General features: G+C 61.7%; 22 protein-coding genes and 2 riboswitches. Of the genes, 11 read left to right on the forward strand and 11 right to left on the reverse strand.

Annotated elements, in window-relative coordinates; genetic code table 11:
• Window positions 1–25: 25 nt before the first annotated feature.
• Complete coding sequence (locus tag PI739_RS20510) at window positions 26–985, reverse strand: LysR family transcriptional regulator (RefSeq protein ID WP_003364502.1); 960 nt, start codon at window positions 983–985, stop codon at window positions 26–28.
• 80 nt (window positions 986–1,065) lie between these two features.
• Complete coding sequence (gene pcaD, locus PI739_RS20515; RefSeq protein ID WP_271352153.1) at window positions 1,066–1,857, reverse strand: 3-oxoadipate enol-lactonase; 792 nt, start codon at window positions 1,855–1,857, stop codon at window positions 1,066–1,068.
• A 126-nt stretch (window positions 1,858–1,983) separates the two neighbouring features.
• On the opposite strand from pcaD, the gene PI739_RS20520 reads away from it, so the two are divergent.
• Window positions 1,984–2,352, forward strand: a complete 369-nt coding sequence (locus PI739_RS20520) for an MmcQ/YjbR family DNA-binding protein (protein WP_003364507.1) — start codon at window positions 1,984–1,986, stop codon at window positions 2,350–2,352.
• On the opposite strand, the gene PI739_RS20525 is transcribed toward PI739_RS20520, so the two are convergent.
• Together PI739_RS20525 and PI739_RS20530 are read right to left on the reverse strand one after the other, a co-directional pair.
• Window positions 2,347–2,781, reverse strand: a complete 435-nt coding sequence (locus tag PI739_RS20525; RefSeq protein WP_054081018.1) for a DUF1294 domain-containing protein — start codon at window positions 2,779–2,781, stop codon at window positions 2,347–2,349. The two genes, PI739_RS20520 and PI739_RS20525, sit on opposite strands and share 6 nt — an antisense overlap.
• On the reverse strand, window positions 2,778–3,608 hold the full coding sequence (locus PI739_RS20530; RefSeq protein WP_004413791.1) for an undecaprenyl-diphosphate phosphatase: 831 nt from the start codon (window positions 3,606–3,608) through the stop codon (window positions 2,778–2,780). The genes PI739_RS20525 and PI739_RS20530 overlap by 4 nt, the downstream gene beginning before the upstream one ends.
• A 251-nt stretch (window positions 3,609–3,859) precedes the next feature.
• On the opposite strand from PI739_RS20530, the gene pnuC reads away from it, so the two are divergent.
• Window positions 3,860–4,423 carry a nicotinamide riboside transporter PnuC gene (gene pnuC, locus PI739_RS20535; RefSeq protein ID WP_054081019.1) on the forward strand — a complete coding sequence of 188 codons (564 nt, stop codon included), beginning with the start codon at window positions 3,860–3,862 and terminating at the stop codon, window positions 4,421–4,423.
• Window positions 4,420–4,965, forward strand: a complete 546-nt coding sequence (locus PI739_RS20540; RefSeq protein WP_003364515.1) for an AAA family ATPase — start codon at window positions 4,420–4,422, stop codon at window positions 4,963–4,965. Before pnuC ends, PI739_RS20540 begins: the two co-directional genes overlap by 4 nt.
• On the opposite strand, the gene PI739_RS20545 is transcribed toward PI739_RS20540, so the two are convergent.
• Window positions 4,942–6,267: a sigma-54-dependent transcriptional regulator gene (locus PI739_RS20545; RefSeq protein WP_054081020.1), complete on the reverse strand. Its 1,326-nt coding sequence runs from the start codon at window positions 6,265–6,267 to the stop codon at window positions 4,942–4,944. The genes PI739_RS20540 and PI739_RS20545 overlap by 24 nt on opposite strands.
• Before the next feature lie 328 nt (window positions 6,268–6,595).
• Here PI739_RS20545 and PI739_RS20550 point away from each other — a divergent pair, with 328 nt between their 5' ends.
• Window positions 6,596–6,862 (forward strand): hypothetical protein, encoded by a 267-nt coding sequence (locus tag PI739_RS20550; RefSeq protein ID WP_003315350.1) that lies wholly within the window; start codon window positions 6,596–6,598, stop codon window positions 6,860–6,862.
• A gap of 160 nt (window positions 6,863–7,022) precedes the next feature.
• On the opposite strand, the gene PI739_RS20555 is transcribed toward PI739_RS20550, so the two are convergent.
• Genes PI739_RS20555 through cobW form a run of 4 tightly spaced genes read right to left on the reverse strand, consistent with a single transcriptional unit; the run spans window position 7,023 to window position 13,554 of the window.
• Complete coding sequence (locus PI739_RS20555; RefSeq protein WP_054081021.1) at window positions 7,023–7,634, reverse strand: vWA domain-containing protein; 612 nt, start codon at window positions 7,632–7,634, stop codon at window positions 7,023–7,025.
• 53 nt (window positions 7,635–7,687) lie between these two features.
• Window positions 7,688–8,722: a magnesium chelatase ATPase subunit I gene (locus PI739_RS20560; RefSeq protein ID WP_003364520.1), complete on the reverse strand. Its 1,035-nt coding sequence runs from the start codon at window positions 8,720–8,722 to the stop codon at window positions 7,688–7,690.
• Window positions 8,722–12,486 carry a cobaltochelatase subunit CobN gene (gene cobN / locus PI739_RS20565; protein WP_004413802.1) on the reverse strand — a complete coding sequence of 1,255 codons (3,765 nt, stop codon included), beginning with the start codon at window positions 12,484–12,486 and terminating at the stop codon, window positions 8,722–8,724. Before cobN ends, PI739_RS20560 begins: the two co-directional genes overlap by 1 nt.
• A gap of 3 nt (window positions 12,487–12,489) precedes the next feature.
• Window positions 12,490–13,554 carry a cobalamin biosynthesis protein CobW gene (cobW, locus tag PI739_RS20570; RefSeq protein ID WP_011268157.1) on the reverse strand — a complete coding sequence of 355 codons (1,065 nt, stop codon included), beginning with the start codon at window positions 13,552–13,554 and terminating at the stop codon, window positions 12,490–12,492.
• Between the two features lie 119 nt (window positions 13,555–13,673).
• Window positions 13,674–13,895: riboswitch (cobalamin riboswitch) on the reverse strand.
• Window positions 13,896–13,953: 58 nt separating this feature from the next.
• Window positions 13,954–14,168, forward strand: a riboswitch (cobalamin riboswitch).
• A gap of 99 nt (window positions 14,169–14,267) precedes the next feature.
• On the opposite strand from cobW, the gene PI739_RS20575 reads away from it, so the two are divergent.
• Genes PI739_RS20575 through cobM form a run of 4 tightly spaced genes read left to right on the forward strand, consistent with a single transcriptional unit; the run spans window position 14,268 to window position 16,392 of the window.
• Window positions 14,268–14,450 (forward strand): CbtB domain-containing protein, encoded by a 183-nt coding sequence (locus tag PI739_RS20575; RefSeq protein ID WP_003342053.1) that lies wholly within the window; start codon window positions 14,268–14,270, stop codon window positions 14,448–14,450.
• A 10-nt stretch (window positions 14,451–14,460) separates the two neighbouring features.
• Complete coding sequence (locus PI739_RS20580; RefSeq protein WP_046719297.1) at window positions 14,461–15,183, forward strand: CbtA family protein; 723 nt, start codon at window positions 14,461–14,463, stop codon at window positions 15,181–15,183.
• On the forward strand, window positions 15,161–15,610 hold the full coding sequence (locus tag PI739_RS20585) for a cobalamin biosynthesis protein (RefSeq protein WP_044309339.1): 450 nt from the start codon (window positions 15,161–15,163) through the stop codon (window positions 15,608–15,610). Before PI739_RS20580 ends, PI739_RS20585 begins: the two co-directional genes overlap by 23 nt.
• Window positions 15,611–15,642: 32 nt before the next feature.
• The gene (cobM, locus tag PI739_RS20590; RefSeq protein WP_003364531.1) at window positions 15,643–16,392 is read left to right on the forward strand and encodes a precorrin-4 C(11)-methyltransferase; all 750 of its coding nucleotides are present in this window, start codon (window positions 15,643–15,645) and stop codon (window positions 16,390–16,392) included.
• Between the two features lie 87 nt (window positions 16,393–16,479).
• On the opposite strand, the gene PI739_RS20595 is transcribed toward cobM, so the two are convergent.
• Window positions 16,480–19,962 carry an indolepyruvate ferredoxin oxidoreductase family protein gene (locus PI739_RS20595; protein ID WP_046720267.1) on the reverse strand — a complete coding sequence of 1,161 codons (3,483 nt, stop codon included), beginning with the start codon at window positions 19,960–19,962 and terminating at the stop codon, window positions 16,480–16,482.
• A 172-nt stretch (window positions 19,963–20,134) separates the two neighbouring features.
• On the opposite strand from PI739_RS20595, the gene PI739_RS20600 reads away from it, so the two are divergent.
• The 3 genes from PI739_RS20600 (at window position 20,135) to PI739_RS20610 (ending at window position 22,884) form a co-directional block, all read left to right on the forward strand.
• Complete coding sequence (locus tag PI739_RS20600; protein WP_004413813.1) at window positions 20,135–20,602, forward strand: Lrp/AsnC family transcriptional regulator; 468 nt, start codon at window positions 20,135–20,137, stop codon at window positions 20,600–20,602.
• Between the two features lie 492 nt (window positions 20,603–21,094).
• A complete protein-coding gene (locus tag PI739_RS20605) occupies window positions 21,095–21,646 on the forward strand; it encodes a sigma factor-like helix-turn-helix DNA-binding protein (RefSeq protein WP_248688343.1) in 552 nt (183 codons plus the stop codon).
• 101 nt (window positions 21,647–21,747) lie between these two features.
• Window positions 21,748–22,884 (forward strand): M14 family metallopeptidase, encoded by a 1,137-nt coding sequence (locus PI739_RS20610; RefSeq protein WP_058396267.1) that lies wholly within the window; start codon window positions 21,748–21,750, stop codon window positions 22,882–22,884.
• Window positions 22,885–22,920: 36 nt separating this feature from the next.
• Here PI739_RS20610 and PI739_RS20615 read toward each other — a convergent pair whose 3' ends face one another.
• Complete coding sequence (locus PI739_RS20615; RefSeq protein WP_161428832.1) at window positions 22,921–24,150, reverse strand: MFS transporter; 1,230 nt, start codon at window positions 24,148–24,150, stop codon at window positions 22,921–22,923.
• Window positions 24,151–24,190: the final 40 nt, after the last annotated feature.

The following is a 24,190-nucleotide window of genomic DNA, read 5'->3' on the forward strand; positions in this document are numbered from 1 at the left end:
TCCTATCCTTGATCGCAATAGATGATTAGTGGTCTTGAATGCGACTGTTCGTTCTATTAAGAGAACAATAGAGTGAGTCCGGACTGAGGCTCAGTTCTTTGAACGAGGTCTCGAACGCATCCAGCAGGCCCCTGACGGCGGGAAGCAGGCCACGGCGCGAGGCGAACACAGCATGCACGATGCCGCACTTGGGTCGATGCTCGCTGAACAGCTCTACCAGGCGTCCGTCCTGCAAGGCTTCCCTGACAATCAGCTCGGGAAGCTGTGCCACGCCGACTCCCTGCAAGGCGGCCTGCAGCATCATGTCCAGGTCCGAGCTGATGAGCCGCGGCGTGTGGCGTATTTCGGCATAGTGGCCGGGCTGCGTCTCCAGCAACCAGCGATGCTCGTGATTCGAAGAGGGCATATCGAGGCTGGGCAGTGTCGACAGCGCCTCTAGAGAAGGCGTTGCCGACAGCCTGGCCGCCAGGTCCGCGCGTGCCACCAGACGCTGAGCGCTGTGCCCGAGCTTCTTGACCACCAGGCCGTCGTCCTCCAGTGGTGGAAAACGCACACGCAGCGCAATGTCGATGTTCTCGGTCAGCGGGTCGACGCGTCGGTTGGTACTTTCGACCTGGATCTGAACCTTGGGGTGCTCGGCCGCGAAGCGGGCGATGGTCTCGTTGAAGCCCATCGCTGCCAACGCCGGAGGACAACTGATCACCACCCTGCCCTGCGGTTCGGATTTGGAGCGCAGGATGGCCTCTTCGGCAGCCTCGGCCTCGACCAGCATGGCCACGCAGTGCGCGTAATAGTCACGCCCGCTTTCGGTCACCGCGAAGGTGCGGGTCGAGCGGTGGATCAGCCGAACACCCAGGCGCTCCTCAAGCCCGGCAATGCGCCGGCTGAGTTTGGACTTGGGGATCCCCAGCTTGCGGCTTGCCGGCGCAAAGCCCAGGCACTCGACCACCTGGACGAAATAAAACAGATCGTTGAGATCAAACACCCGGCCACCTCGTTTTCAGAGCCGGGAGTATGCAACGCCGTGCCCCGCGTCTCAAGACCGGGACTTAGGACCGCGCCCGGCTATTCGGCAGTCAGAAATGCCAGTACCGGCACAGTGAATGCCTCACTCGCCTCAACACTGGACAGGTGGGCCGCGTGCAGCTCGATGATCTGCGAGCCCTGAATCCGTTCGACTATGAAACGACCGTCCGCCGGGGTCGTTACAGCATCCTCCGTGCCACAGACCACCAGCACCGGCAGCTCGATGGAAGCGATCTGTTCACGGAAATCCGCATCGCGCACGGCCGCGCAATTGGCCGCGTAACCCTGTGGCGAGGTGCGTGCCAGCATGCCGACAACCGTGTCGACCGCAGCAGGTTCGGCGACCGCGAAGGAAGGCGTGAACCAGCGCGCAATCGAGGCATCGCGCAACGCGATCATGGCTGACTGGCCGTCACGCAGAACGGTTTCGATGCGAGGGTTCCAGACATCGGGATTGCCGATTTTAGCGGCCGTATTGCACAGCACGACCTTGTGCAGGCGCTGCGGCGCATTGATTGCCAGCCTTTGGCCGATCAGCCCGCCCATGGACAGGCCGCAGAAAAAAGCCTTGTCGATGTCCAGCGCGTCAAGCAGCGCCAACACATCGCGAGCGTTTTGCTCGATGCTGTAACTGCCCTCGCTGACCAGCGATTTGCCATGACCGCGGGTGTCGTAACGCAATACCTGAAAGTGACGGGTGAATGCAGGCACCTGGTTATCCCACATGTGCAGATCAGTGCCCAGGGAATTGGACAGGACCAGCACCGGCGCGCCCGCCGGGCCTTCGAGCAGGTAGTTCAGTTGACCATCAGCAAGTTGCACGGCAGACATTCGAGACTCCGGATAAAGGCAAAGCTGCACACTAATGAGTGTCGCGGCAGCATACAATCCGCTGATCGAATATCCGTGCGGCTATCGAACAGCTTACCGTGCGCCGTCAGAACCCAGGGAGCATCCATGCCAAAGAGCCCGCAAAAGACCCTGCACAAGGAAGACATCGCCAGATTCTGCCTCGACCTGCCGGGCGCGCGTGAAGACTACAAATGGGGCGGCGTACGGGTTTTTTCCGTCGCCGAAAAGAAAATGTTCGCGGTCATGGACCTGGTCGGCGAGGACCTCGCGTTCAAGGTCCACCCGGAGTTGTTTCTGGGTTACGTGGATCGCCCCGGCATACGACCTGCGCCCTACCTGGCGCGTGCGCACTGGATCAGCGTGGCAGACCTGCAGACGCTGAGCGCCGATGAGTTGCGCGACCTGCTGACCCGCTCGCACCAGTTGGTGGTCGGCAGGCTGCCGAAACGGCAACAGATCGGCCTGACGCTATAACGGCAACAGCTGCACAAGCCGCTTGCCCAAAAACAGCCAGTCAATCCACAACGCCTGATGCACCAGCACGATCAGCCAGAATACGACCTGAAAAGACACCTTGCGGGTCTTGTGCCGGAACACCTGTTGCGCGAGCAGCGCGCCGGGCCAGCCGCCGAGCAGCTCGACACCATGCAGGACGTTCTCCGGGGTGCGCTGGCCAGCACTGCCGGCCTGTCGCTTGTCATGCCGGTAAAGCACGAACGCCAGCAGGCTCATGACGATCAGGACCAGCGCCGGGATCGGCGTGACCTGCCTCAGCCATAGCGATGCCGAGCCGTAGACTGGCAACGCACACAGCAGCAACAGCACCAGAATCTTCAAGCGCAATTGCCGGACCGGCGGCCTGCCAAGGCTGGCTTGCCGTGACGACGCGCGGCTCGCCGTCATGCCTTGGCCGATGCCCAGTCGATCCAGCCAAACTGCCAGGTCGCCAGGATCAGCAGGCCGAAGGCGATGCGATACCAGGCGAACACCGCATAACTGTGAGTGGCGATGAACTTGAGCAAACCGCGCACTGCGATCATCGCGAAGATGAACGAGGTGATGAAGCCGATGGCAAACACCGCGAAGTCGTCAGGGCGAAACATGTCACGGTACTTGTAGCCCGAATACACTGCGGCACCGACCATCGTCGGCATGGCCAGGAAGAACGAGAATTCGGTCGCCGCCTTGCGGGACAGGCCGAACAGCAGGCCACCAATGATCGTCGAACCCGAACGCGAGGTGCCGGGAATCATCGCCAGGCACTGTACCAAGCCTACCTTGAGCGCATCGCTCCAGCTCATGTCATCGACGGTTTCGGTGCGCACGGTGTGTTCGCGGCGCTCGGCCCAAAGCATGATCACCCCGCCAACGACCAGTGCCGTGGCCACGGTAATGGCATTGAACAGGTAGTGGTGGATGGTATCGGCGAAAATCACGCCCAGCACCACGGCCGGCATGAAGGCGATCAGCAGGTTGAGGGTGAAACGCTGCGCCTGTTGCTGTTTCGGCAACCCCACGACCACGTCGAGGATCTTGCGTCGAAACTCCCAGACCACCGCCAGAATCGCCCCCAACTGAATGATGATGTTGAAGGCCATGGCACGTTCGCCGCCAAAATCGATCAGGTCGGCGACGATGATCTGGTGCCCGGTACTGGAGATCGGCAGGAACTCCGTCAGCCCTTCTACAACACCCAATATCAACGCCTGAGCAGCGGTCCAAAGATCCATCATTCCCCCATGAAGCGATGCCGCAGGCTCGCTGTTTAATGTTGTCGTGTAAAAAATGCTTGCCACTATGCCGCCACATGCCTGAACGAAGCTTGAAGAAACTCGCGCAAATGCAAGGCGCGGAATGCTAGCAGACCTGCACGCACAAAGCCTGCTGACGTAAGGTCTGGCGCAACACAAGCTGCACGCAGCGCGCAGAAGCGCATACAATCGCCGGCCCCGCCCCTCACTACCCTCACCAAGGAGCCGCCATGTCCGGGCTTGAACTCTTCGCTGCCGCCATCGGCGTTATCGCGGTCTGGCTGACAGTGAAGCAGAATCCCTGGTGCTGGCCAATCGGCCTGGTCATGGTGGTGATCTACATCTGGATATTCTTCGACGTAAAGCTGTATTCGGACATGCTCCTGCAGGTCATCTACGCAGGCCTGCAGGTCTATGGCTGGCTGCAATGGACGCGGCACGGTGACGGCCTGCCGGTCAAAGCCGTGACCACCTTGCAGAACAGTTCGGTGCTCAAGGGGCTGGCGGTCGGCGCACTTGTCAGCGTCGCACTGGGGGCAGGCATGGCGCATTTCACCGATGCGGCACAGCCCTGGCTGGACGCCGCGCTGACCGGGTTCAGTCTGGTGGCGCAGGTCTGGATGGCGCAAAAACGCGTTCAGTGCTGGCCGCTGTGGATCCTGCTCGATGTGATTTTCGTCGGCTTGTTCATCTACAAAGAGTTGTACCTGACGGCTGCGCTGTATGGCTTGTTCACCCTGCTGGCGGTAAAGGGCTGGCGCGAGTGGCGCAACGATCTGGCGCTGGCGCGATGAAAGTTCTGGTTCTCACCGGCCCCGAGTCGAGCGGCAAGAGCTGGCTGTCGGCGGAAATACAACACAGATTCGGCGGCCTGCTGGTCGGCGAATATGTCCGGCAGTTCATCGATCAGCAGGGCCGCGATACCGTTTACGCCGATATTCCGGCCATCGCCCAGGGCCAACTGGCCTGGGAGGACGCCGCGCGCGGCGCCGAGCCAGACTTGCTGATACTCGACACGCACCTGTTGAGCAACATGCTCTGGAGCCGCACGCTGTTCGGCGACTGCCCTGCGTGGATCGAACAGCAACTGCTGAGGCGTACCTATGACCTGCATCTGCTGCTGTCGCCTGAAGGCGTTGACTGGATCAGCGACGGCCAGCGCTGCCAGCCGCAATTGGGTGAACGCCAGGCCTTTTTCGACGCCAGCCGGGAATGGCTGGAACACCACCGGCAGGCTTACCGGGTAGTGGGCGGTAACTGGGAGCAGCGCCGCGTACAGGCGCTGACCGCTGTCTCGCAGTTGCTGGGCGATTCAGCGGATCTGGTGCTTGTGTAACAGCCGGTAAAACGTCGGCCGCGAAATACCCAGCACTCTGGCCGCCACACTCAAATTGTCACTGTGGCGCGTCAACACGTCACACAACGCCTGACGCTCGGCCCGCGACTTATAATCCTCCAGCGTCCCCATGCTGCCAACACTGTCCTCCTCACCCAGCAGGCCGAGATTTGCCGCTTCTATCTGCCTGCCTTCGGCCAGCACCAGCCCGCGCCGAACGCGACCGGCCAGCTCGCGCACATTGCCCGGCCAATCGTGCTTGCCCAGCGCAACCAAAGCATCCTGACTGAAACTGCGCGCCCGCCTGCCGGTTTCCTGACTGTACAAATGGGCGAAATGGTTGGCCAGCAACGCCAGATCGCCATGACGCTCGCGCAATGGCGCCACCCCGACCTGCAGCACATTGAGCTGGTAATACAGGTCCTCGCGAAAGCGCTTTTTGCGCACCGCCGTTTCAAGATCCTCGCGGGTCGCGGCCAGCACCCGCACATCCACTGCAATCGGTTCGCTACCGTCCGCGCGCTCGATCTGCCGGTCTTCGAGAAAGCGCAGCAGGCTCGCCTGGGTATCCAGCGGCAGCTCACCGACCTCGTCGAGCAACAGCGTGCCGCCGTCTGCGGCTTCAAGCAACCCGACCCTACGTTCCTGAGCATCGTCAAACCCGCCGTCCTCATGACCGAACAGCACGGCGTGGATCGACTGCCCGTCAGACGCTGCGCAATCGACCACGATAAAGGGTTTGTCGCGTCGCAAGGACTGAACATGCAGGCTGCGCGCGATCAGTTCCTTGCCCGTGCCCCGTTCGCCCCTGATCAATACCGGCGAATCGGTGGGCGCCAGTTTGCTCAGCAGCCTGCGCAATTCACGGACAGGCCGACTGTCGCCGAGCCACTCGGGTTCCACGCTGAATTGCAAAGGCGAGCCCTGCAATTGCGGCCGCCCGGCCGTAAACGCTCTGTCTAGCGAGGCATGCAGCCGATCCGCGTCGAAAGGCAGCGTATGAAAGTCGAAAAACCAGCGGCAGACGAAATCACCGATTTTCTCGCGGCGCAAATCACTGACTGCCAGCACTGCAATCCAGCGCACCGGGCTGTTAATGAACAGCGCCTCGAGCCTGGGCAAGTGTTCAAAATGATCGGGGGTCAGGTGAATCAGGCCTACATCACAATCAGCAATGATTGCCGAACCCGATGGGCTTTCCTGCACCGTCCATCCGGCCTCGACCAGAACGGGGATCAATGGATGACAGTCGTCACCGCCGTCGAGCATTAACAGACGTCGTGTTGGGGCCGATCCATGCATGAGGTTTCCTTGGCGCCCGGCGTATGGAAGATTTGAAAAGCTTTTTATAAACAGTCTGTTGGCGAGCCCACTCATCACCCTAGCAAATATTTGACGCAGCGTTGTACCGTTTGGGTCTAACGCTCATAACCTGCTGTCATTAGTGCGCTACCTGCCCGGTTCTTGCGGCAACAGGCAGCCTTCCACGTGCCCCATCAAAAATAATTCGCAAATATTTTCAATGAACGGTGTGACTCATGCCCCCTTGTCGTTCATCAACACAAGTAACCAGCCGGACGGTCAGCCCGCCGCCGAGACTGAATTGATATGGGCACTTGAGGAAACGACCATGAACGCCCCACTGCGCTTCAACGATGCACTTCTGATCGCTGGACACGCTTTTGAACCCTTCCAGTGTGTTGCCTGGGCACCACAGGACGGTAACGGCGAACTGAGCCTGACGGTGATCGACCGCACCAGCAACCGTATCGGTCGCAAGCAGATCCCGAGCAGCACCTATTCCGACAAGCGCCAACTGGCCAGCGCTCTGGAACAGGCCCGTGCAGAAATCAGCAACGAAGGCTACGACCTTGAGCCGTGGACCATGCCGGCTTGATGGCTGACTGAGCGGGCTCCCCGCTTGGCGTAATGGAAAACCCTGTGGGGTCGCCGCCCTTGCCGCGCCCACAGAAGTGTGTTTTCAGTGCCATGCTCTGCGCGCGCTCCGCCCCCGCAGAGCATCGGCAAGAGAGCCGGGCCTGAGGGGTTCCCCACCCTCAGACCCGCTTCAACTCATCGATGTGCCGGTACTCAGCCCCCAGACTCGATGCCAGTTCCCGCGCCCTTCCCAGGCGGATCGGGCCTTTCTCGATATCGATCAGCAAGCTGGCGCAGTCGAACGCAGGGAGTGCCGGTAACGACTTGATCCGGCCATCGGTCAGCACCAGAACCCGCTGCTGTTCGGCCGGATAGCGTTTTTGCCGTTGCCCCAGCCATTCAGCTGCCTGTCGCAGCGCTTCCGGCAACGGCGTACCACCGCCAGCCCCCAGTGCATCCAGCCAGGGTGTCAACGCCGATGAGGCCTTCAGCCCCTGATGTTGCCAGCGTGGCGCAGTGCCGCTGGCGGTCAGTAAGGCCAGCCGCGCGCGGCGTTGATAGGCATCGTCGAACATCTGCGACAGCAGGCCCTTGGCCTGACTCAACGCCTGATGGCGGCGGGTAGACGCCGAAGCATCGACAATCACCAGCAATAACTCGCTGGGCCGGCTGCTGCGCGGCTGGCGAACCAAATCCTTGTGGCTCTTCGGCTGACCGCGCAGAAAGGTCGGTAGCCATTGCACCGGGCCATCAGCACCGACACGCACAGCGCCCTGCCTGCCGCAGGCCAGTCGACCGGGACGGGGAATGGCATCCGCCCCCTGTATGGCGCGGGGACGGATGCCTAGGGCTTTTTTGGCCAGCTCGGCACTTCGCGGCGTGAGCCGGTCGTGACGGCCTGGGCGGGCAACTCACCCCAGCTGCCCTGCCCGCCGTCAGGCTCGGCCTGTTTGCTGGACGAGCCCGGAGGCGGTGGCGGCGCCTCGGAATTCTGCGGTGGCGGTGAGGGCTCGCGACGCCGGTGACGCAAGGCAAATTCGGCAACCGCTTCGATGTCCTGCTCTTCAATGTGCCCGGCACCCCGCCACGCCGCATGAGCACGCGCAGCCCGCAGCCAGACCAGATCGGCACGCATGCCGTCGACACCTGCGGCAAAGCAACGCTCGGTGATCATTGCCAGCGACTGGTCATCCAGTTCGATGCTCGACAATAGCTGACGGGCCTGTTCACAGCGCAGCTTCAAGGCATCCTGCTGCGCTTGCCACTGCTGGCAGAAGCCCTGCGGATCGGTGTCGAAATCCAGACGGCGACGGATGATCTGGCTGCGCTCGGCAGGCAGTGTATGACCGCTCAGCGCCACATTGAGGCCAAAGCGGTCCAGCAACTGCGGGCGCAATTCACCTTCTTCGGGGTTCATGGTACCGATCAGCACGAAACGCGCAGCATGACGATGGGAGATACCGTCGCGCTCGACCAGGTTGACGCCGCTGGCCGCGACGTCCAGCAGCAGGTCGACCAGATGGTCGGCAAGCAGGTTGACCTCATCGACATACAGCACGCCGCCGTCGGCCTTGGCCAGCACGCCCGGAGAGAAGCGCGCGCGACCCTCGCTCAGTGCGGCGTCAAGGTCCAGCGTGCCGACCAGACGCTCTTCGGTAGCACCCAGCGGCAAGGTGACGAACTGACCGCTGGCCAGCACATCGGCCAGCCCGCGGGCCAGCGTCGATTTGGCCATGCCCCGCGGCCCTTCGATCAACACGCCGCCGATGCGCGGGTCGATGGCAGTCAGGCATAACGCCAGTTTCAGGTCATCAGCACCGACCACAGCGGCCAGCGGAAAATGCGGAGTTTCACTCATCGTTGAATCAGACACGGTCATCAGTTCTCTTCTATGTCCAGGAGCAGGTCTTCCAGCGCCTGCTGATACTCGCCAGGCTCCTGCCAGAGGCCGCGCTGCTGGGCTTCGAGCATGCGCTCGGTCATGTCGCGCAAGGCATCAGGATTGTGCTGAGCGATGAAATCGCGAGTCGCCGGGTCCAGCAGATAGGCGTCGGCGAGCAGCGCGTACTGGTGATCATCGATCAGCTCGGTGGTCGCATCGAACGCGAACAGGAAATCCACGGTCGCGGCCATCTCGAACGCCCCCTTGTAACCATGGCGCTTGGCCCCTTCGATCCATTTCGGATTCGCTGCGCGCGAACGTATCACCCGGTTCAGCTCTTCCTTGAGGGTACGGATTTTCGGCAGGTCGGGCTGGCTGTGATCGCCGTGGTAACTGGCGGTCTTCTGCCCGCTGAGGCTTTCCGAAGCGGCAAGCATGCCGCCCTGAAACTGGTAGTAGTCGTTTGAGTCGAGCAGATCGTGTTCGCGATTGTCCTGATTCTGCAGCACCGCCTGCACCTGAGAAAGCCGCTGGGCAAAGCGCTGGCGTGCGGGCGTACCTTCATCGGCAGCGCCATAGGCGTAACCGCCCCAGTTCAGGTAAACCTCGGCAAGGTCATCGCGGCTCTGCCACAGGCGGCCATCGATAGCACCCTGCACGCCAGCGCCATAGGCACCGGGTTTGGCACCAAATATCCGCCAGCCAGCCTGACGCGCCGCTTCGTCTTCATTCAGACCTTCTGCGATGAAGCCCTGCCGTTCTTCACGGACCCTGGCCGCCAGCGGGTTCAGGTCGTCGGGCTCGTCAAGCGCCGCGACGGCCTGCACCGCAGCGTCGAACAGCTTGATGAGGTTGGCGAACGCGTCACGGAAGAAGCCGGAGACCCGCAGTGTCACGTCCACTCGTGGGCGGTCGAGCAGGCTGATCGGCAGAATCTCGAAGTCATCGACCCGCTGACTGCCCGTCGCCCACACCGGACGCACGCCCATCAGCGCCATGGCCTGGGCGATGTCGTCACCGCCGGTACGCATGGTCGCCGTGCCCCACACCGAGAGGCCCAACTGGCGCAGGTGGTCACCATGGTCCTGGAGGTGTCGTTCCAGCAGCAGATTGGCGGACTGGAAGCCGATTCGCCAGGCCGTGGTGGTCGGCAGGTTGCGCACATCCACGGTAAAAAAGTTGCGGCCGGTGGGCAGCACATCCAGACGCCCCCGGCTCGGCGCGCCGCTGGGACCTGCCGGCACGAAACGACCACTCAGGGCATCAAGCATGCCCTGCATTTCGCCGGGGCCGCAGGCATCCAGACGCGGTGCGACGACGTCACGCAGGCTGTCGAGGATCTGGGCCAGATCATCGTGTGCAGGCAAGTCAGTCAACGCTTCGCCCTGGATGACGCGTTCGATAAGGATGGCGGCGTAAAGCTCCAGCCGCTCTCGAGCATCGCCGGCACTGCGCCAGGGATCGCTGCTCAGGGCCTGCAATGCAGCGGGACGCGGGCCGGTCCAGGGTTCGGCCAATTCGCAGTTCAGCGGGTCGAAGTCCAGCTCGAACGCCTTGCTCAACGCACGCAACAGACTGGACTGCGCGCCACGCCCGTCACCACGCGGAATACGCAGCAGGGCCAGCAAGGTATCGATGCGCAGACGACCTTGCGGCGATTGACCGAAGATATGCAGACCATCGCGAATCTGCGATTCCTTCAGGTCACACAGGTAAGTGTCCAGCCGTGGCAGCCAGAGCGCCGCGTCGGCATCGCTGTCGAGGTTCTCGCCAAGCGCCAGTTCGCGGTCGATATGGGTTTCACGGACCAGCTCGAGAATGTCACGCTGCAGCTCGCGCGCGCGGCGCGGATCGAGCAATTGCGCTTCGTAGAATTCGTCGGCGAGCAGTTCCAGATTGCGTAACGGGCCGTAGGTCTCCGCGCGGGTCAGCGGCGGCATCAAGTGATCGATGATGACCGCCTGAGTGCGCCGCTTGGCCTGTGCGCCCTCGCCCGGATCGTTGACGATGAACGGATAGATGTTCGGCATGGCGCCCAGCACCGCGTCCGGCCAGCAGGTTCGCGACAACCCCACACCCTTGCCGGGCAGCCATTCGAGGTTGCCGTGCTTGCCGACATGCACCACCGCGTGCGCGCCGTAGGCCTTGCGTAGCCAGAAGTAGAACGCCAGATAGCCATGAGGTGGAACCAGATCCGGGTCGTGATACACCGCGCTCGGGTCGACCTGATAACCCCGTGCCGGTTGAATCCCGATGAAGGTGAGACCAAAGCGCAGCCCGGCGATCATCATCCGGCCGCTGCGAAACATCGGATCGGTGTCCGGCGTGCCCCAACGGGCGTTCACCGCGTCGCGATTTTCCTGCGGCAGTTCGTTGAACGCCGCCAGGTATTCCTCCAGCGCCATGCTCTGGTGACACGGGCGTTGGTCGATACTGTCCAGATCATTGGTCACGCCGCCGAGCAGTTGCTGGATCAGTTCAGTGCCAGTGTCCGGCAACGGCGCCAGCGGATAGCCCTCTGCCTGCATGGCGCGCAGGATATTCAGCGCCGCAGCAGGCGTATCGAGCCCCACACCATTGCCGATCCGCCCGTCGCGAGTCGGGTAGTTGGCGAGGATCAGCGCCACGCGCTTTTCGCCATTGGGCAGGCGCGCAAGCTCGATCCAGCGCCGCGCCAGTTGCGCGACGAAATCCATCCGGTCCGGCTGGGCGCGGTAGCAGACCACGTCCGACTGGCTGCGCTCACTGCGCCAGGCCAGGTCCTTGAAGCTGATCGGCCGGCTGATGATCCGTCCGTCCAGCTCCGGCAAGGCAATGTGCATCGCCAGATCACGAGCGCCAAGGCCCTGTTCGCTGGCCTGCCAGGCAGGCTCGTTGTCCTGCGCGCAGATGGCCTGAATGACCGGCACGTTGCGCCGAAACGGCCGCAGATGCGGCGCTTCCGGACTCGACTGGGCAAAACCGGTGGTATTGAGGATCAGCTCGGTTTCAGCCTCATCCAGCCAGTCCTCCACCTGAGTGAAACAGCCGGGCTCCTTGAGGCTGGCCACGGCTATGGGCAGCGGGTTGATGCCTTGCGCCTGCAAGCGCACACAGAACTCATCGATGAAACCGGTATTGGCGGCCTGCAGGTGCGAGCGATAGAACAGCAGCGCTACCACCGGCTGCTCGGCAAGCCAGTCTGCCTGCCAATCGGCAAGCTGCGCGCTTGCCAAACGCGGATGGTAGATCGCCATGCGCGGCAACGGCGCGGGCTCGACCCAGGAATAATCGCGGTCCAGCCAGCGACTGGCCATGCAGTTGTACAGTTGCAGCGCGTTTTGCAGGCCGCCCTGACGCAAAAACTGCCAGAGTCGGTCGCGCTCTACGGCAGGCACGGTGCTCAAATCACTCAGCTCTGGATCAGGGCGGTCATCACCCGGCACCAGAATGACCTGAACGCCGCGTGCCGCGAGCTCCATCAGCCGCTCGACGCCGTAGCGCCAGTAGCCAATACCGCCGTGCAGAGAAATCAGGATGACCTTTGCGTGACGCAGCACTTCATCGACGTACAGGTCGACAGAGGCGTGATTCTGGACCTGCATCGGGTTGGCCAGACGCAGGCTGGGGTAGTCTTCGGGGAGCTGCCGGGCAGCTTCGGCCAGCAGCGCCAGGCTGGAGTCGCCGCTGCAGAGAATCACCAGCTCGGCCGGGGTCTGGCCCAGATCGGCAATATTGTCGTCAGGTACGAAACCGCCGGGCTGGGTTCTCAGTAAATGCATGGGTCAGCCGGCAATCGCAGCGTTGAGTTGCGCTTGCAGGGCTGCGGCATCCAGCTCCTGACCAATCAGCACCAAGTGTGTGGCACGCTCTTCATCGGCACGCCAGGCGCGGTCGAAGTGCTTGTCGAAACGCGTCCCGACACCTTGAATCAGCAGGCGCATCGGCTTGCCGGGAATGGCCGCGAAGCCCTTCACACGAAGAATGCCGTGCTGCACCACCAACTGATTCAGTGCATCGAGCAGGACTTTCTCGTCAGCTTGCGGCAGTTTCAGGGATATCGAATCGAACGCGTCGTGATCGTGGTCATCATGATCGTCATCGTCGTGGTGATCATGGTGGGTCTTGCGCGCATCGATATGCAGTTCGGACTCGGCACCGACACCCAGCAACACGCTGATCGGCAGGCGACCACTGCTGGCTTCGATCACCTTGACGGCAGGCGGCAACTCTTCGGCAACTTCGGCACGCACCGTCGCCAGACCTTCGGCGTCGATCATGTCGGCCTTGTTGAGGATCACCAGATCAGCGCTGGCCAGTTGATCGGCAAACAGTTCGTGCAGGGGCGACTCGTGGTCCAGGTTGGGATCAAGTTTGCGCTGCGCATCGACCTGATCAGGGAAGGCAGCGAAAGTACCAGCCAGTACCGCCGGGCTGTCGACCACCGTAATCACCGCATCGACCGTGCAGGCGTTGCGGATTTCCGGCCATTGAAAAGCCTGGACCAGCGGCTTGGGCAGCGCCAGCCCCGAGGTTTCGATCAGGATATGGTCCAGATCACCACGGCGCGCGACCAGTTCGCGCATGACCGGGAAGAACTCTTCCTGCACGGTGCAGCACAGGCAGCCGTTGGCCAGTTCGTACACCCGGCCGTTGGCTTCTTCTTCGGTGCAGCCGATCGTGCACTGCTTGAGGATTTCTCCGTCGATGCCCAGCTCGCCGAACTCATTGACGATGACCGCAATGCGCCGCCCTTCGGCGTTGTCGAGCATGTGCCGCAACAGGGTGGTCTTGCCCGAGCCGAGGAAGCCGGTGACGATGGTGACGGGAAGCTTGGCCAGTGTTTTCATCAGGTGCCCTTTGGCAATGCGGCGGGCAAACAGGACGAGAACCGCATGCAGGACACGCAGATCGGATCGCCACCGGATCACCCCGCCCGGTTGTAGTGAGAATTCTCCAGGGCCGCAGCATGTGCGGCCCGTTCGAGGCAGGTCTCCTGGCTCACGGCGGCGTGCGGCAGGCAGTGAGAAACGCCGACACGCATTCATCGCGCCTTCCCGCCGCAGCAGTGGCTGTGCAATGAACATGACCGTTTACAGTTGCGGGGGCAGCTGCGGCTTGTACCGCATTCCCGTCTTAGCTCCACTGGGTGATGTTTTACCCAGGGAGAACCTCGAGTCAGCAAGGCTACGCAGTGACTGCAGACAGGTCAATCGTTCAGATTGACGCTGCCCTGCCGCCCATGCTCTCCTGTGCGCCTTGTTTCGGGTGCCCCTCACGGGGTGAAACGGGAAACCGGTGCGCTCGCGTTGTCGAGCAAGTCCGGTGCTGCCCCCGCAACGGTAAGCGAGAGTAGGTCTGATCCACTGTGCCGCTGGCATGGGAAGGTGACCTTGCAGGCTTTGACGCACTGACGTCCTGGCCCCTCGCGAGCCCGGAGACCGGCCCGATATGCTTGCAATGACAAACCCGCGGTGGGCGGGCGCAGTTGAAACCTCCGGCATCTGCCGGCAGGCTCTTTTGCGCGTTGCCCACTTGCCGATTACCAACAAGAGGGAACGCCATGTCGACCATCAGCAGCCACGCCGCCGCGCCCAGCTCCACACGCACTCAACGCCTGACAGCCGCCATCAGCGCTGCGCTTCTCGGCGCCTGCCTGGTGTACTTCGCCGGTTTCTCGCACATCGCGGCCGTGCACAACGCGGCACACGACACCCGTCACAGCGCTGCCTTTCCTTGCCATTGAGGGCCACACAATGTTCAAGCGAATCGCCTACACCGCAGGTTTCACCGGCCTGCTCGCCGCCCTGCTGCTGACCCTGCTGCAAAGCCTGTGGGTGGTGCCGCTGATCCAGCAGGCCGAGACCTACGAAAACGCGCCTGCCGAGCAACTGCATCAGCACACGGACGGCGCGTTGGCCGAACACAGCCATGCCCATGAAGAAGCGGCCTGGGAGCCCGAAAACGGTTGGCAGCGTGTGCTGTCCACCACCGGCGGCAACCTGGTGGTCGCGGTGGGCTTTGCGCTGATGCTTGCCGGGCTTTACACCCTGCGGGCACCGGGTCGCACCGTGCAAGGCGCATGGTGGGGGCTGGCCGGTTTTGCCGTGTTCGTGCTGGCCCCGACCCTTGGCCTGCCACCCGAACTGCCAGGCACGGCCGCCGCCGAGTTGAGTCAGCGTCAGCTATGGTGGCTCGGCGCTGCTGCGTCGACTGCCGTCGGGCTGGCCTTGCTGGTGTTCGGCCAGAACTGGCTGCTCAAAGCACTGGGTGTGGCGATTCTGCTGGTCCCGCATGTGCTTGGCGCGCCACAGCCGCTGGTCCATGAAAGCCTGGCTCCCGAGGCTCTGGAATCGCAGTTCATGATGGCCTCGCTGCTGACCAACGCGCTGTTCTGGGTCGCTCTGGGATTGATCAGTGCCTGGCTGTTCCGCAAAAACGATGTGCACGCCGACCATGTCGACCTGCATCAGGCCTGATCCAGTTACCCTTCAACCCGGCGCACCTCTGGTCGCCGGGCTGGGCTGTCGGCGCGGCTGCTCGGCTGCGCTGTTGCGCGATCTGCTTGAGCAAAGCCTGCAGGCACTTGAGCTGGACATTGCCCGGGTGACCGCGCTGGCGTCCATCGACCTGAAACAAACCGAGCCCGGTCTGCTTGAGCTGGCCGGGCAACTGGCAGTGCCACTGGTATGCTTCAACGCCGCGCAACTGGTAGCGTGGGAACTGCACCTGACGCACCGCTCTGCGCAGGTCTTCCAGAGCACTGGCTGTCATGGCGTCGCCGAAGGCTCGGCCCTGGCACTGGCGGCGCAACTGGGAGACGGTACGGCCACGCTGCTGATAGAACGACAGAAAAGCGCGCAGGCCACATTTGCCTTGGCAATCAGCCCTGCGCACAGCGGATAATCTCCCCGCGCTCATTCACCCCGGAGAATTCATTGACTGTCTATTTCATCGGCGCAGGCCCTGGCGATCCGGAGCTGATCACCGTCAAGGGACAACGCCTGATTCGCAACTGCCCGGTCATTATCTACGCAGGCTCGCTGGTCCCCCTCGCTGTGCTGGAAGGTCATCAGGCCGTGCAGGTGACCAACAGCGCCGAGCTGCATCTGGAGCAGATCATCGAGCTGATCAAGCGCGCACACGCACAGGGCCAGGATGTCGCACGCGTGCACTCCGGAGACCCGAGCCTGTATGGCGCTATCGGCGAGCAGATCCGCCATCTGCGCGAACTGGGCATTCCGTTCGAAATCATTCCGGGAGTGACCGCGACCGCTGCCTGCGCTGCATTGCTGGGCGTCGAGCTGACCCTGCCGGACGTTTCGCAAAGCGTGATTCTGACCCGCTATGCCGACAAGACCTCAATGCCCAGCGGCGAGGAACTGGCCAGTCTGGCCAGCCATCGGGCAACGATGGCGATTCATCTGGGGGTGAACAACCTGCAGCGGATCGTCGAAGAGCTCGTGCCACATTACGGCGCCGACTGCCCGATTGCCGTGGTGCACCGCGCCAGCTGGCCGGATCAGGACTGGGCCGTTGGCACGCTGGCGGATATTCAGGAAAAGGTACAGGCCAAGGGCTTTCGCCGTACAGCGCTGATTCTGGTCGGACGTGTGCTTGCCGATGACACCTTCAGCGAGTCCTCGCTGTACCGCGCCGGGCATGCCCACCTGTTCAGGCCGGTGTAGTCAGTACCTCTACGCGGCACGACGATCGCATTGCGTAATGAAAAGCGTGCCAACGCTGAGCTGGCACGCTGATTGGTATTGCCCTCCTCAGGCAGCCGCCTCATACAGCTTCGGCGCGGCCACTTCGCCGCTTTCCAGGCTCTTGCGCAGAATATCGGCCTGCACGGCAGCTGCTTTCATGGCGCTTTCCTTGATGTAGCCATAGCCGCGAATGCGTTCCGGCAGGCGTGCCAGACTCAAGGCGGTGTGGCGATTCTGCGCCTGAAGGTGCTGCAGGATCAGTTCGACATCGCTGACATAGCGATCAATCAGCGCCCTCTCCTGCTGACGCTCAAGGCTGCGACCGAACGGATCGAGCGCCGTACCACGGAGAAATTTGAACGCCGCCAGCACATCGAAAGCGCGCAGCATCCACGGGCCAAAGCTGCGTTTGCGTGGCAGGCCCGTGTGCGGGTCGCGCTTGGCCAGCCACGACGGTGCCAGATGAAACTCCAGTCGATAGTCACCTTCGAACTGCGCCTGCAACTGGCGGGCAAACTCGCCGTTGCTGTACAGCCGCGCCACTTCGTATTCGTCCTTGTACGCCAGCAATTTGAAGTAATTGAACGCCACAGCCTCGGTCAGCGTCGGCTGCTGACCGGGGAACGCCCGCGATTCGCTGTCGCGTACGCGTTGCACCAACGCCAGATAGCGCTTGGCGTAAGCCGCGTTCTGATACTGCTTCAAGGCATCGACGTTGCTCTGGATACGCTGATCAAGGTCCATCGGTTGCGGCTCGCTGACCTTGTCTTGCGGATTGACGAAGGCCTCCACGGCGGCGGGATCATGCGCGGTACGACGGCCCCAGAGAAACGCCTGCTGATTCAGGTTGACCGCAACGCCGTTGAGTTCGATGGCCTTCTCGATGGCCGCCGAGGTCAATGGAATCAGGCCCAGCTGGAACGCATAGCCGAGCATGAACAGGTTGCTGGCGATGCTGTCGCCCATCAATCGGGTGGCCAGCGAGGTGGCTTCGACAAAGTGGGTCTTCGCCGCGCCGACCGCCTCGATGATGGTCTGCTTCATGGCCTCGGCCGGGAACACGGCATCCGGATTGCGCGTGAACTCGGCGGTCGGTGTTTGCTGGCTGTTGACCACCGCATGGGAAATCTTGCTGTCGAGCTTGGCGATCGCATCCGGGCCGGCAGCCACCAGCAAGTCACAGCCGAGCAGCAGGTGCGCTTCACCGGCGGCGATACGCACGGCGAACAGATCCTCCTGGCGCGCGGCAATGCGGATATGGCTGACCACCGGACCGAATTTCTGTGCCAGACCGGCCTGATCAAGCACGCTGCAGCCCTTGCCTTCCAGATTCGCGGCATAGCCCAGCATCGCGCCGACGGTGGTCACCCCTGTGCCGCCGACACCCGGCAGGAGAATATTGAACGGCCTGTCGAGCGACGGCAGTGCCGGTTCTGGCAGACGCGCGAACGCCTCGACCTGCTTGGGCAACACAGGCTTGCGCAGTTTGCCGCCATGCACCGTAACGAAGCTTGGGCAGAAACCCTCGACGCAACTGAAATCCTTATTGCAGGCGCTCTGATCGATTTCGCGCTTGCGCCCCTGTGCCGTTTCCTTGGGCAGCACAGACAGGCATCCGGATTTCACCCCACAGTCGCCGCAGCCTTCGCACACCGCCGGGTTGATCAACGCGCGCTTTTCCAGGTCAGGCATGGTGCCGCGTTTGCGACGGCGGCGCTTTTCGGTGGCGCAGGTCTGGTCGTAGATGATGACCGACACGCCTTTGAACTCGCGTAACTCGCGCTGCACGCTGTCCAGGTCGCGCCGATGATGAAAGGTGGTAATCGGCGCGAAGTCCTCACGACTCGGGTACTTGTCCGGCTCGTCGGAAACCAGCGCGATGCGCAGCACGCCTTCGTTGAACACCTGACGGCTCAGTTGATCGACGCGCAGCACGCCGTCGATCGGCTGGCCACCGGTCATGGCCACCGCATCGTTGTAGAGAATCTTGTAAGTAATGTTGACCTTGGAGGCCACTGCCGCACGCAGCGCCAGGTGCCCCGAGTGAAAATAGGTACCGTCGCCCAGGTTCTGGAAAACGTGCGGAGTTTCGGTGAACGGTGCCTGACCGATCCAGGTCACGCCCTCGCCGCCCATCTGGGTGAACGTATCGGTTTCGCGATCCATCCAGATGGTCATGTAATGGCAGCCGATCCCGGCCAGGGCGCGACTGCCCTCCGGAACCCGGGTCGAGGTGTTATGCGGGCAGCCGGAGCAGAAATGCGGGGTGCGCTGGGTGGTGAACAGCGGCGCCTGCAACGCTTGCTCCTTGTCGCTGAGAAACTGCAGGCGCGCGTCGATCTGCGGGCTGCTGTAGAACGGCGCGAGGCGTTTGGCGATCACCCTGGCAATCATCGCCGGGGTCAGCTCACTGAGGTTCGGCAGCAGTGAACGGCCCTGCTCATCGAACTCGCCGACCACCACTGGCCGCCGTTCAACAGGCCAGTTGTAGAGCTGACCGGTCAACTGGTCTTCAATGACACTGCGTTTTTCCTCGACCACCAGAATTTCGTCCAGCCCTTCGGCAAAATCGTGCACCGACACCGGTTCCAGCGGCCAGCTCATGCCGACCTTGAGCACGCGAATCCCGACCTTCTCGCACAGCTCCTGATCGATACCCAGCTCTTCGAGGGCCTGCCGCACGTCCAGATAGGACTTGCCGGTGGTGATGATGCCCAGCCGGGGTTGCGCAGAATCGATCACCACCTTGTTCAACTGGTTGGCGCGCGCGAAGGCCCTGGCGGCGTAGATCTTGTAGGTATTGAGTCGGGCCTCCTGAGCCAGCGGCGGGTCCGGCCAGCGGATGTGCAAACCGCCTTCGGGTATGTCGAAGTCGTCAGGGATACGGGTTTTGATCCGCAATGGATCGACCTCGACCACCGCGGAAGAGTCGACGTTCTCGGCAATGGTCTTCATCGCCACCCAGCAACCACTGTAACGCGACAGCTCCCAGCCAATGATGCCGTAGTCGAGAATCTCCTGGACATTACTGGGGTTGAGCACGGGGATCATCGAGGCAATGAACGCGTGCTCACTCTGGTGAGCGATGGTCGATGATTTGCAGCCGTGGTCGTCGCCCGCCAGGATCAGCACACCGCCATTGGCCGCAACACCGGCCGAGTTGCCGTGCTTGAACACATCACCGCAACGATCTACGCCCGGCCCCTTGCCGTACCAGAGGGCGAACACGCCATCGTACTTGCCATGTGGGAACAGGTTGACCTGTTGACTGCCCCAGACCGCCGTGGCGGCCAGTTCTTCGTTGATGCCCGGCTGAAAATGGATGGCGTTTTGTTGCAGGTAGTCCTTGGCGTCCCAAAGGCTCTTGTCCAGATTACCCAGCGGCGAACCGCGGTAGCCAGAGATGAACCCGGCAGTGTTCAGGCCCTGCGCCTCATCGCGCTGCTTTTGCAGCATCGGCAGGCGGGTCAGGGCCTGTGTGCCGGTCAGGTACAGATTGCCGGTGGCAAGCCGGTATTTATCATCCAGACGAATATCAGCCAGGGACATGCGCATACCTCTCTTGTTCTTATAAGTCAGGTCATTTGCACCGGGACGGTCCTGCCCGGCAGCCTTGCAACTAGACTGCCAGCAGCAAAGAGGCTTTTTCTTTCTAAATGCGCGCAAATCTGCTGATATTCAGCATGCTTTTTTCGGCCAGAACAAAAAACAAGGTCAATTCATGCAGCCAAAATTGAGCCCTATCGATCGCAGGATTCTTCGTCTGCTGCAACATGACGCCAGCCTGTCGGCAGCGGAAATCGCCGAACGCGTCGAGCTGTCGCAATCGCCCTGCTGGAGACGCATTCACCGCCTTCAGGAAGACGGGGTGATCGAACGCACGGTCGCCCTGCTCAGCACCCAGAAGCTGGGACTGAGCATGACGGTGTTCGTCGAGGTCAAGCTGTCAGGCCATGGCCGTCGCTATCTGGCGGAGTTCGAGGAGGCAATCATCGGCCACCCCGAGGTGCTGGAGTGCTACACGATGGCCGGGGGGATGGATTTCATGCTCAAGGTGGTCGCTCAGGACATCGCCAGCTACGAGCGCTTTCTGCGCGATCATTTGCTGCAATTGCCCCACGTCCACGAAGCCCATTCAAACATCGCCATGAGCACGGTGAAGCGCACCACGGAGCTGCCGCTGGACTAGGCGATATCGGGGAGAAGCCAGAAAAGAAAATCCGCCGAGCGAGCGCTGGCGGATTATCGGTATCAATGAGGGCAATAAAAACATTTGACTTGCAAATGATAATGATTATTATTGCATCAGCGGGTCGCGAGACTCGCTGGATAACCGGGAAGTCTTAGGTCGGCTTCCTGATTATCTCCTCATCAGGCTAATCACGGTTTTTGACCCGGCTTTTTGCCGGGTCTTTTTTTGGTTCTTTCTTTATGGTTTCGCTGCTTCAGGCTAATGAAGTCTGGGTGTTGCGCGGTGTGTTGCAATGACGCGGATCATAGCAAAGGCCACTCGATCAAGGCCATGCTTTTAGGGCAAAAACGCCACGATGCGGCAGATAAAAAGTAATTGCTGCGACTTTTCACTTGAGAATGATTCTCGTATTCACTAGTCTATTCTTGTCACGGACGCTACCCGACATCACAAGGAAGACTCCCATGGACGATCAGCGAGCGATACATCATGAGTAATCAGCTCTCGTCTCTATTGCACCTCCCTGTCCGCGTGCCCGAGCCGCAACCCACGCTGCAGACCATTGAACTCGGTCACCGACTGGGCAAGCTCTCGCGCCGGACCCGGCAGATATTCCTGCTCAGCCGACTCGACGGACTGGCCTATGCCGACATCGCGCGCTTCATGAACGTCGATATCGCCCGGGTAGAGCGTGCGATGCTTCGTGCGCTGGGCAAGGCCCACGTACCTGGCGCGGCAGACACCCCAAGCGCTGCCATTCAGGCTGCCATTCAGAATCAGGCCAGTCGCTGGTATGTGCACCTGCAGAGCCCAGCGGCAACCGCCAGCGAACGAATCGAATTTCGCCACTGGCTGGACGCCGACGCCGCGCACCTTTCGGCCTTCCAGAACAGCGAGCGACTGTGGCGTCAGTTGCAGGCGCCCGCCTCGCTGCTCGGCGCATCCGGCTGGCATCGGCGCAGGCGCAGTGTGTATCTGATCTGGTGCCTGCTGACCGCCTTCATCTGCAGCCTGATGGTCACCGCCGAGGCCATATCCTGAGGCGCAGATGACCGTTGCAGTGAAGTTTACGTCGCAGGGCGCGATGTTGATCGGTGTACAGTAGTGGCCTGAAAAGGCATCTACGCAAGCAGGCACCTATCTTGACTCTCACTATTGGTTCAGATTTCGACAGCGGCAACATTCAGGTTCTCGACGCAAGCGACCCGGCGCATATCAGGCTGGCGATTCGGCCCGACACGCAAAGCGCGCATTTCCAGTGGTTTCATTTCAAGGCAGAAGGCCTGAACGTCGGCCAGACCTATGGCTTCAGCCTGACCAATGCCAGCGAATCCACGTTCAACAGTGCCTGGACCGGTTACAACGCCGTGGCGTCCTACGACCATGAGAACTGGTTTCGGGTAGCGTCGGATTTCGACGGCAAGGCGCTGAATTTCAGCCTGGCCCCGGACCAGCCGCAAGTCTGGTTTGCGTACTTCGAACCCTACAGCCGCGAACGCCATGAGTGGCTGATCGAACAGGCGCAGGAAAAAGCCGGTGCGCAGTTGCTGGCTGTCGGCAAAAGCGTCGAGGGTCGGGATATTCAACTGCTGCGCAAAGGCGACGGTGCCGAAGGCAAACGCAGGATCTGGATGATTGCTCAGCAGCACCCTGGCGAACACATGGCCGAATGGTTCATGGAGGGCGTAATCGAACGCCTCCAGCAAAAGGATGACGCCGCGCTGCAGCAATTGCTGGCAGAAGCGGATCTTTACCTGGTACCGAACGTCAACCCGGACGGTGCCTTTCATGGCCACTTGCGCACCAACGCCAACGGCAAGGACCTTAATCGTGCCTGGCAGGACAGTACCGAAGCGCTGAGTCCGGAAGTGTCTTTCATCAGGCAGCAGATGGAAAAGTACGGCGTGGACATGTTCCTCGACGTGCACGGCGACGAGGAAATCCCCTACGTATTCACTGCCGCCTGCGAAGGTAATCCGGGGTATAGCGCACAGCAACGCCAGCTTGAAGAGCGCTTTCGCAGCCGCCTGTGCGAGGTCAGCGACAACTTCCAGACGGCTCATGGCTACCCACGCAGCGCGCCCGGTCAGGCCAACATGAACCTGGCCGCCAATGCTGTGGGCGAACGCTACAAGTGCCTGTCACTGACCCTGGAAATGCCGTTCAAGGATCACGACAACGCGCCAGACCCGGTCACCGGCTGGTCAGGCAAGCGCTCCGCGCAACTGGCCGGGGATATACTGACCGTGTTGTCCGAGATGGTAAAAGAGCTGCGTTAAGGGCTGTCCTGCCTTCAGGCAAACCGAAATGCCCACCTATGCGTGGGCATTTTTGTTTGCGCTGGCGGCACGCCGTACGATCAGACTGGCCAGCGCGATCAGCGCCAGCGTGATCACCACTGCCCCGTAGACATTGCTGGTCATCACCAGCCCCGCCGAGTGGGCAAAGAAACCGGCGACCAGTGCCGGTATGCAGAAGGCCAGGTAGCTGAGCACCAGAAAAGCCGACATCAGCCCGCCCCGCTCGTGGGCATGCGCCAAGGGCATGAGCATGCGCAGCGCGCCCAGAAAGCTCGACCCGAAACCCACACCTGCGACCACTGCGCCGACGAAAAACAGCCACAGCAAACCCAGGTTGATCGAAAGCAGGATCACCGCGACACCCAGCGGCAGAAAGCTCGCACCTACCCACAAGCCGAGTACCGGCTCGCGCTGACGCAACGTCAGAATCGCCGCCGCCCCGCTGAGGGTCAGCGCCGCAACCGCCAGGCCGCCATTGAGCGGTGAGGTGGAGCCGGTCGCCGCTACCAGCAAGGACGGGCTCAACGACAGAAAGAAGCCACCCAGCGCCCACGCGGCGATGTCCACCGGCAGAACCAGCCACAGCATGCGCCGTGCCTGCTGCGGTACATGCAGCGAGGGCTTGAGGGATTGCCAGACACCGGGCTGAGGACTGACGGTTTCTTCGACGCGTCCCAGGTACAGGGCCTGACTCAGAAATGCGGCCAGCAGCAAGCAGTAACCGAGCATCAACGGCAACGGCGCGAACTGCGCCAGCAGTGCCGTCCCCAGAGCGCCAACGGCCATGCCGAGCATCGGCGAAATGCTGTTGATCAACGGCCCCTTGACCGAATCATTGTCCAGCAAGGCTGCGCCCAGTGCGCTGGCAGCCAGACCTGTTGCAAAACCCTGCAGCAGGCGCGCAGCCACCAGCCAGTTGACGTCACTGGCCAGAATGAACAGCAGCATCGAGACGCTTTGCAGCAGCAAGGCGCCGAAAATCACCGGGCGCCGCCCCAAATAGTCAGACAGCGACCCGCCCATCAACAAGGCAGCCAGCAGGCTGAATGCATAGACTGCAAAAATCAGGGTAAGCACGCCCGCCGAGAATCCCCATGCTTCCTGATAAAGGTGATAAAGCGGCGTGGGCGTGCTGGACGCGGCAAAAAAGCATAACGTGGTAAACGCCAGAAACCCGAGATGGTTTCGTGCCCGACCGTCAGACTTCACGTCTGGCGACGTCGAATCGTGTGAAGAAAGGGACATGGATACGCTCTCCGCCAATGCAACCTGTTAAAGCCATAAA

Source organism: Pseudomonas cerasi, assembly GCF_027983475.1.
GTDB classification, from domain to species: domain Bacteria; phylum Pseudomonadota; class Gammaproteobacteria; order Pseudomonadales; family Pseudomonadaceae; genus Aquipseudomonas; species Aquipseudomonas cerasi.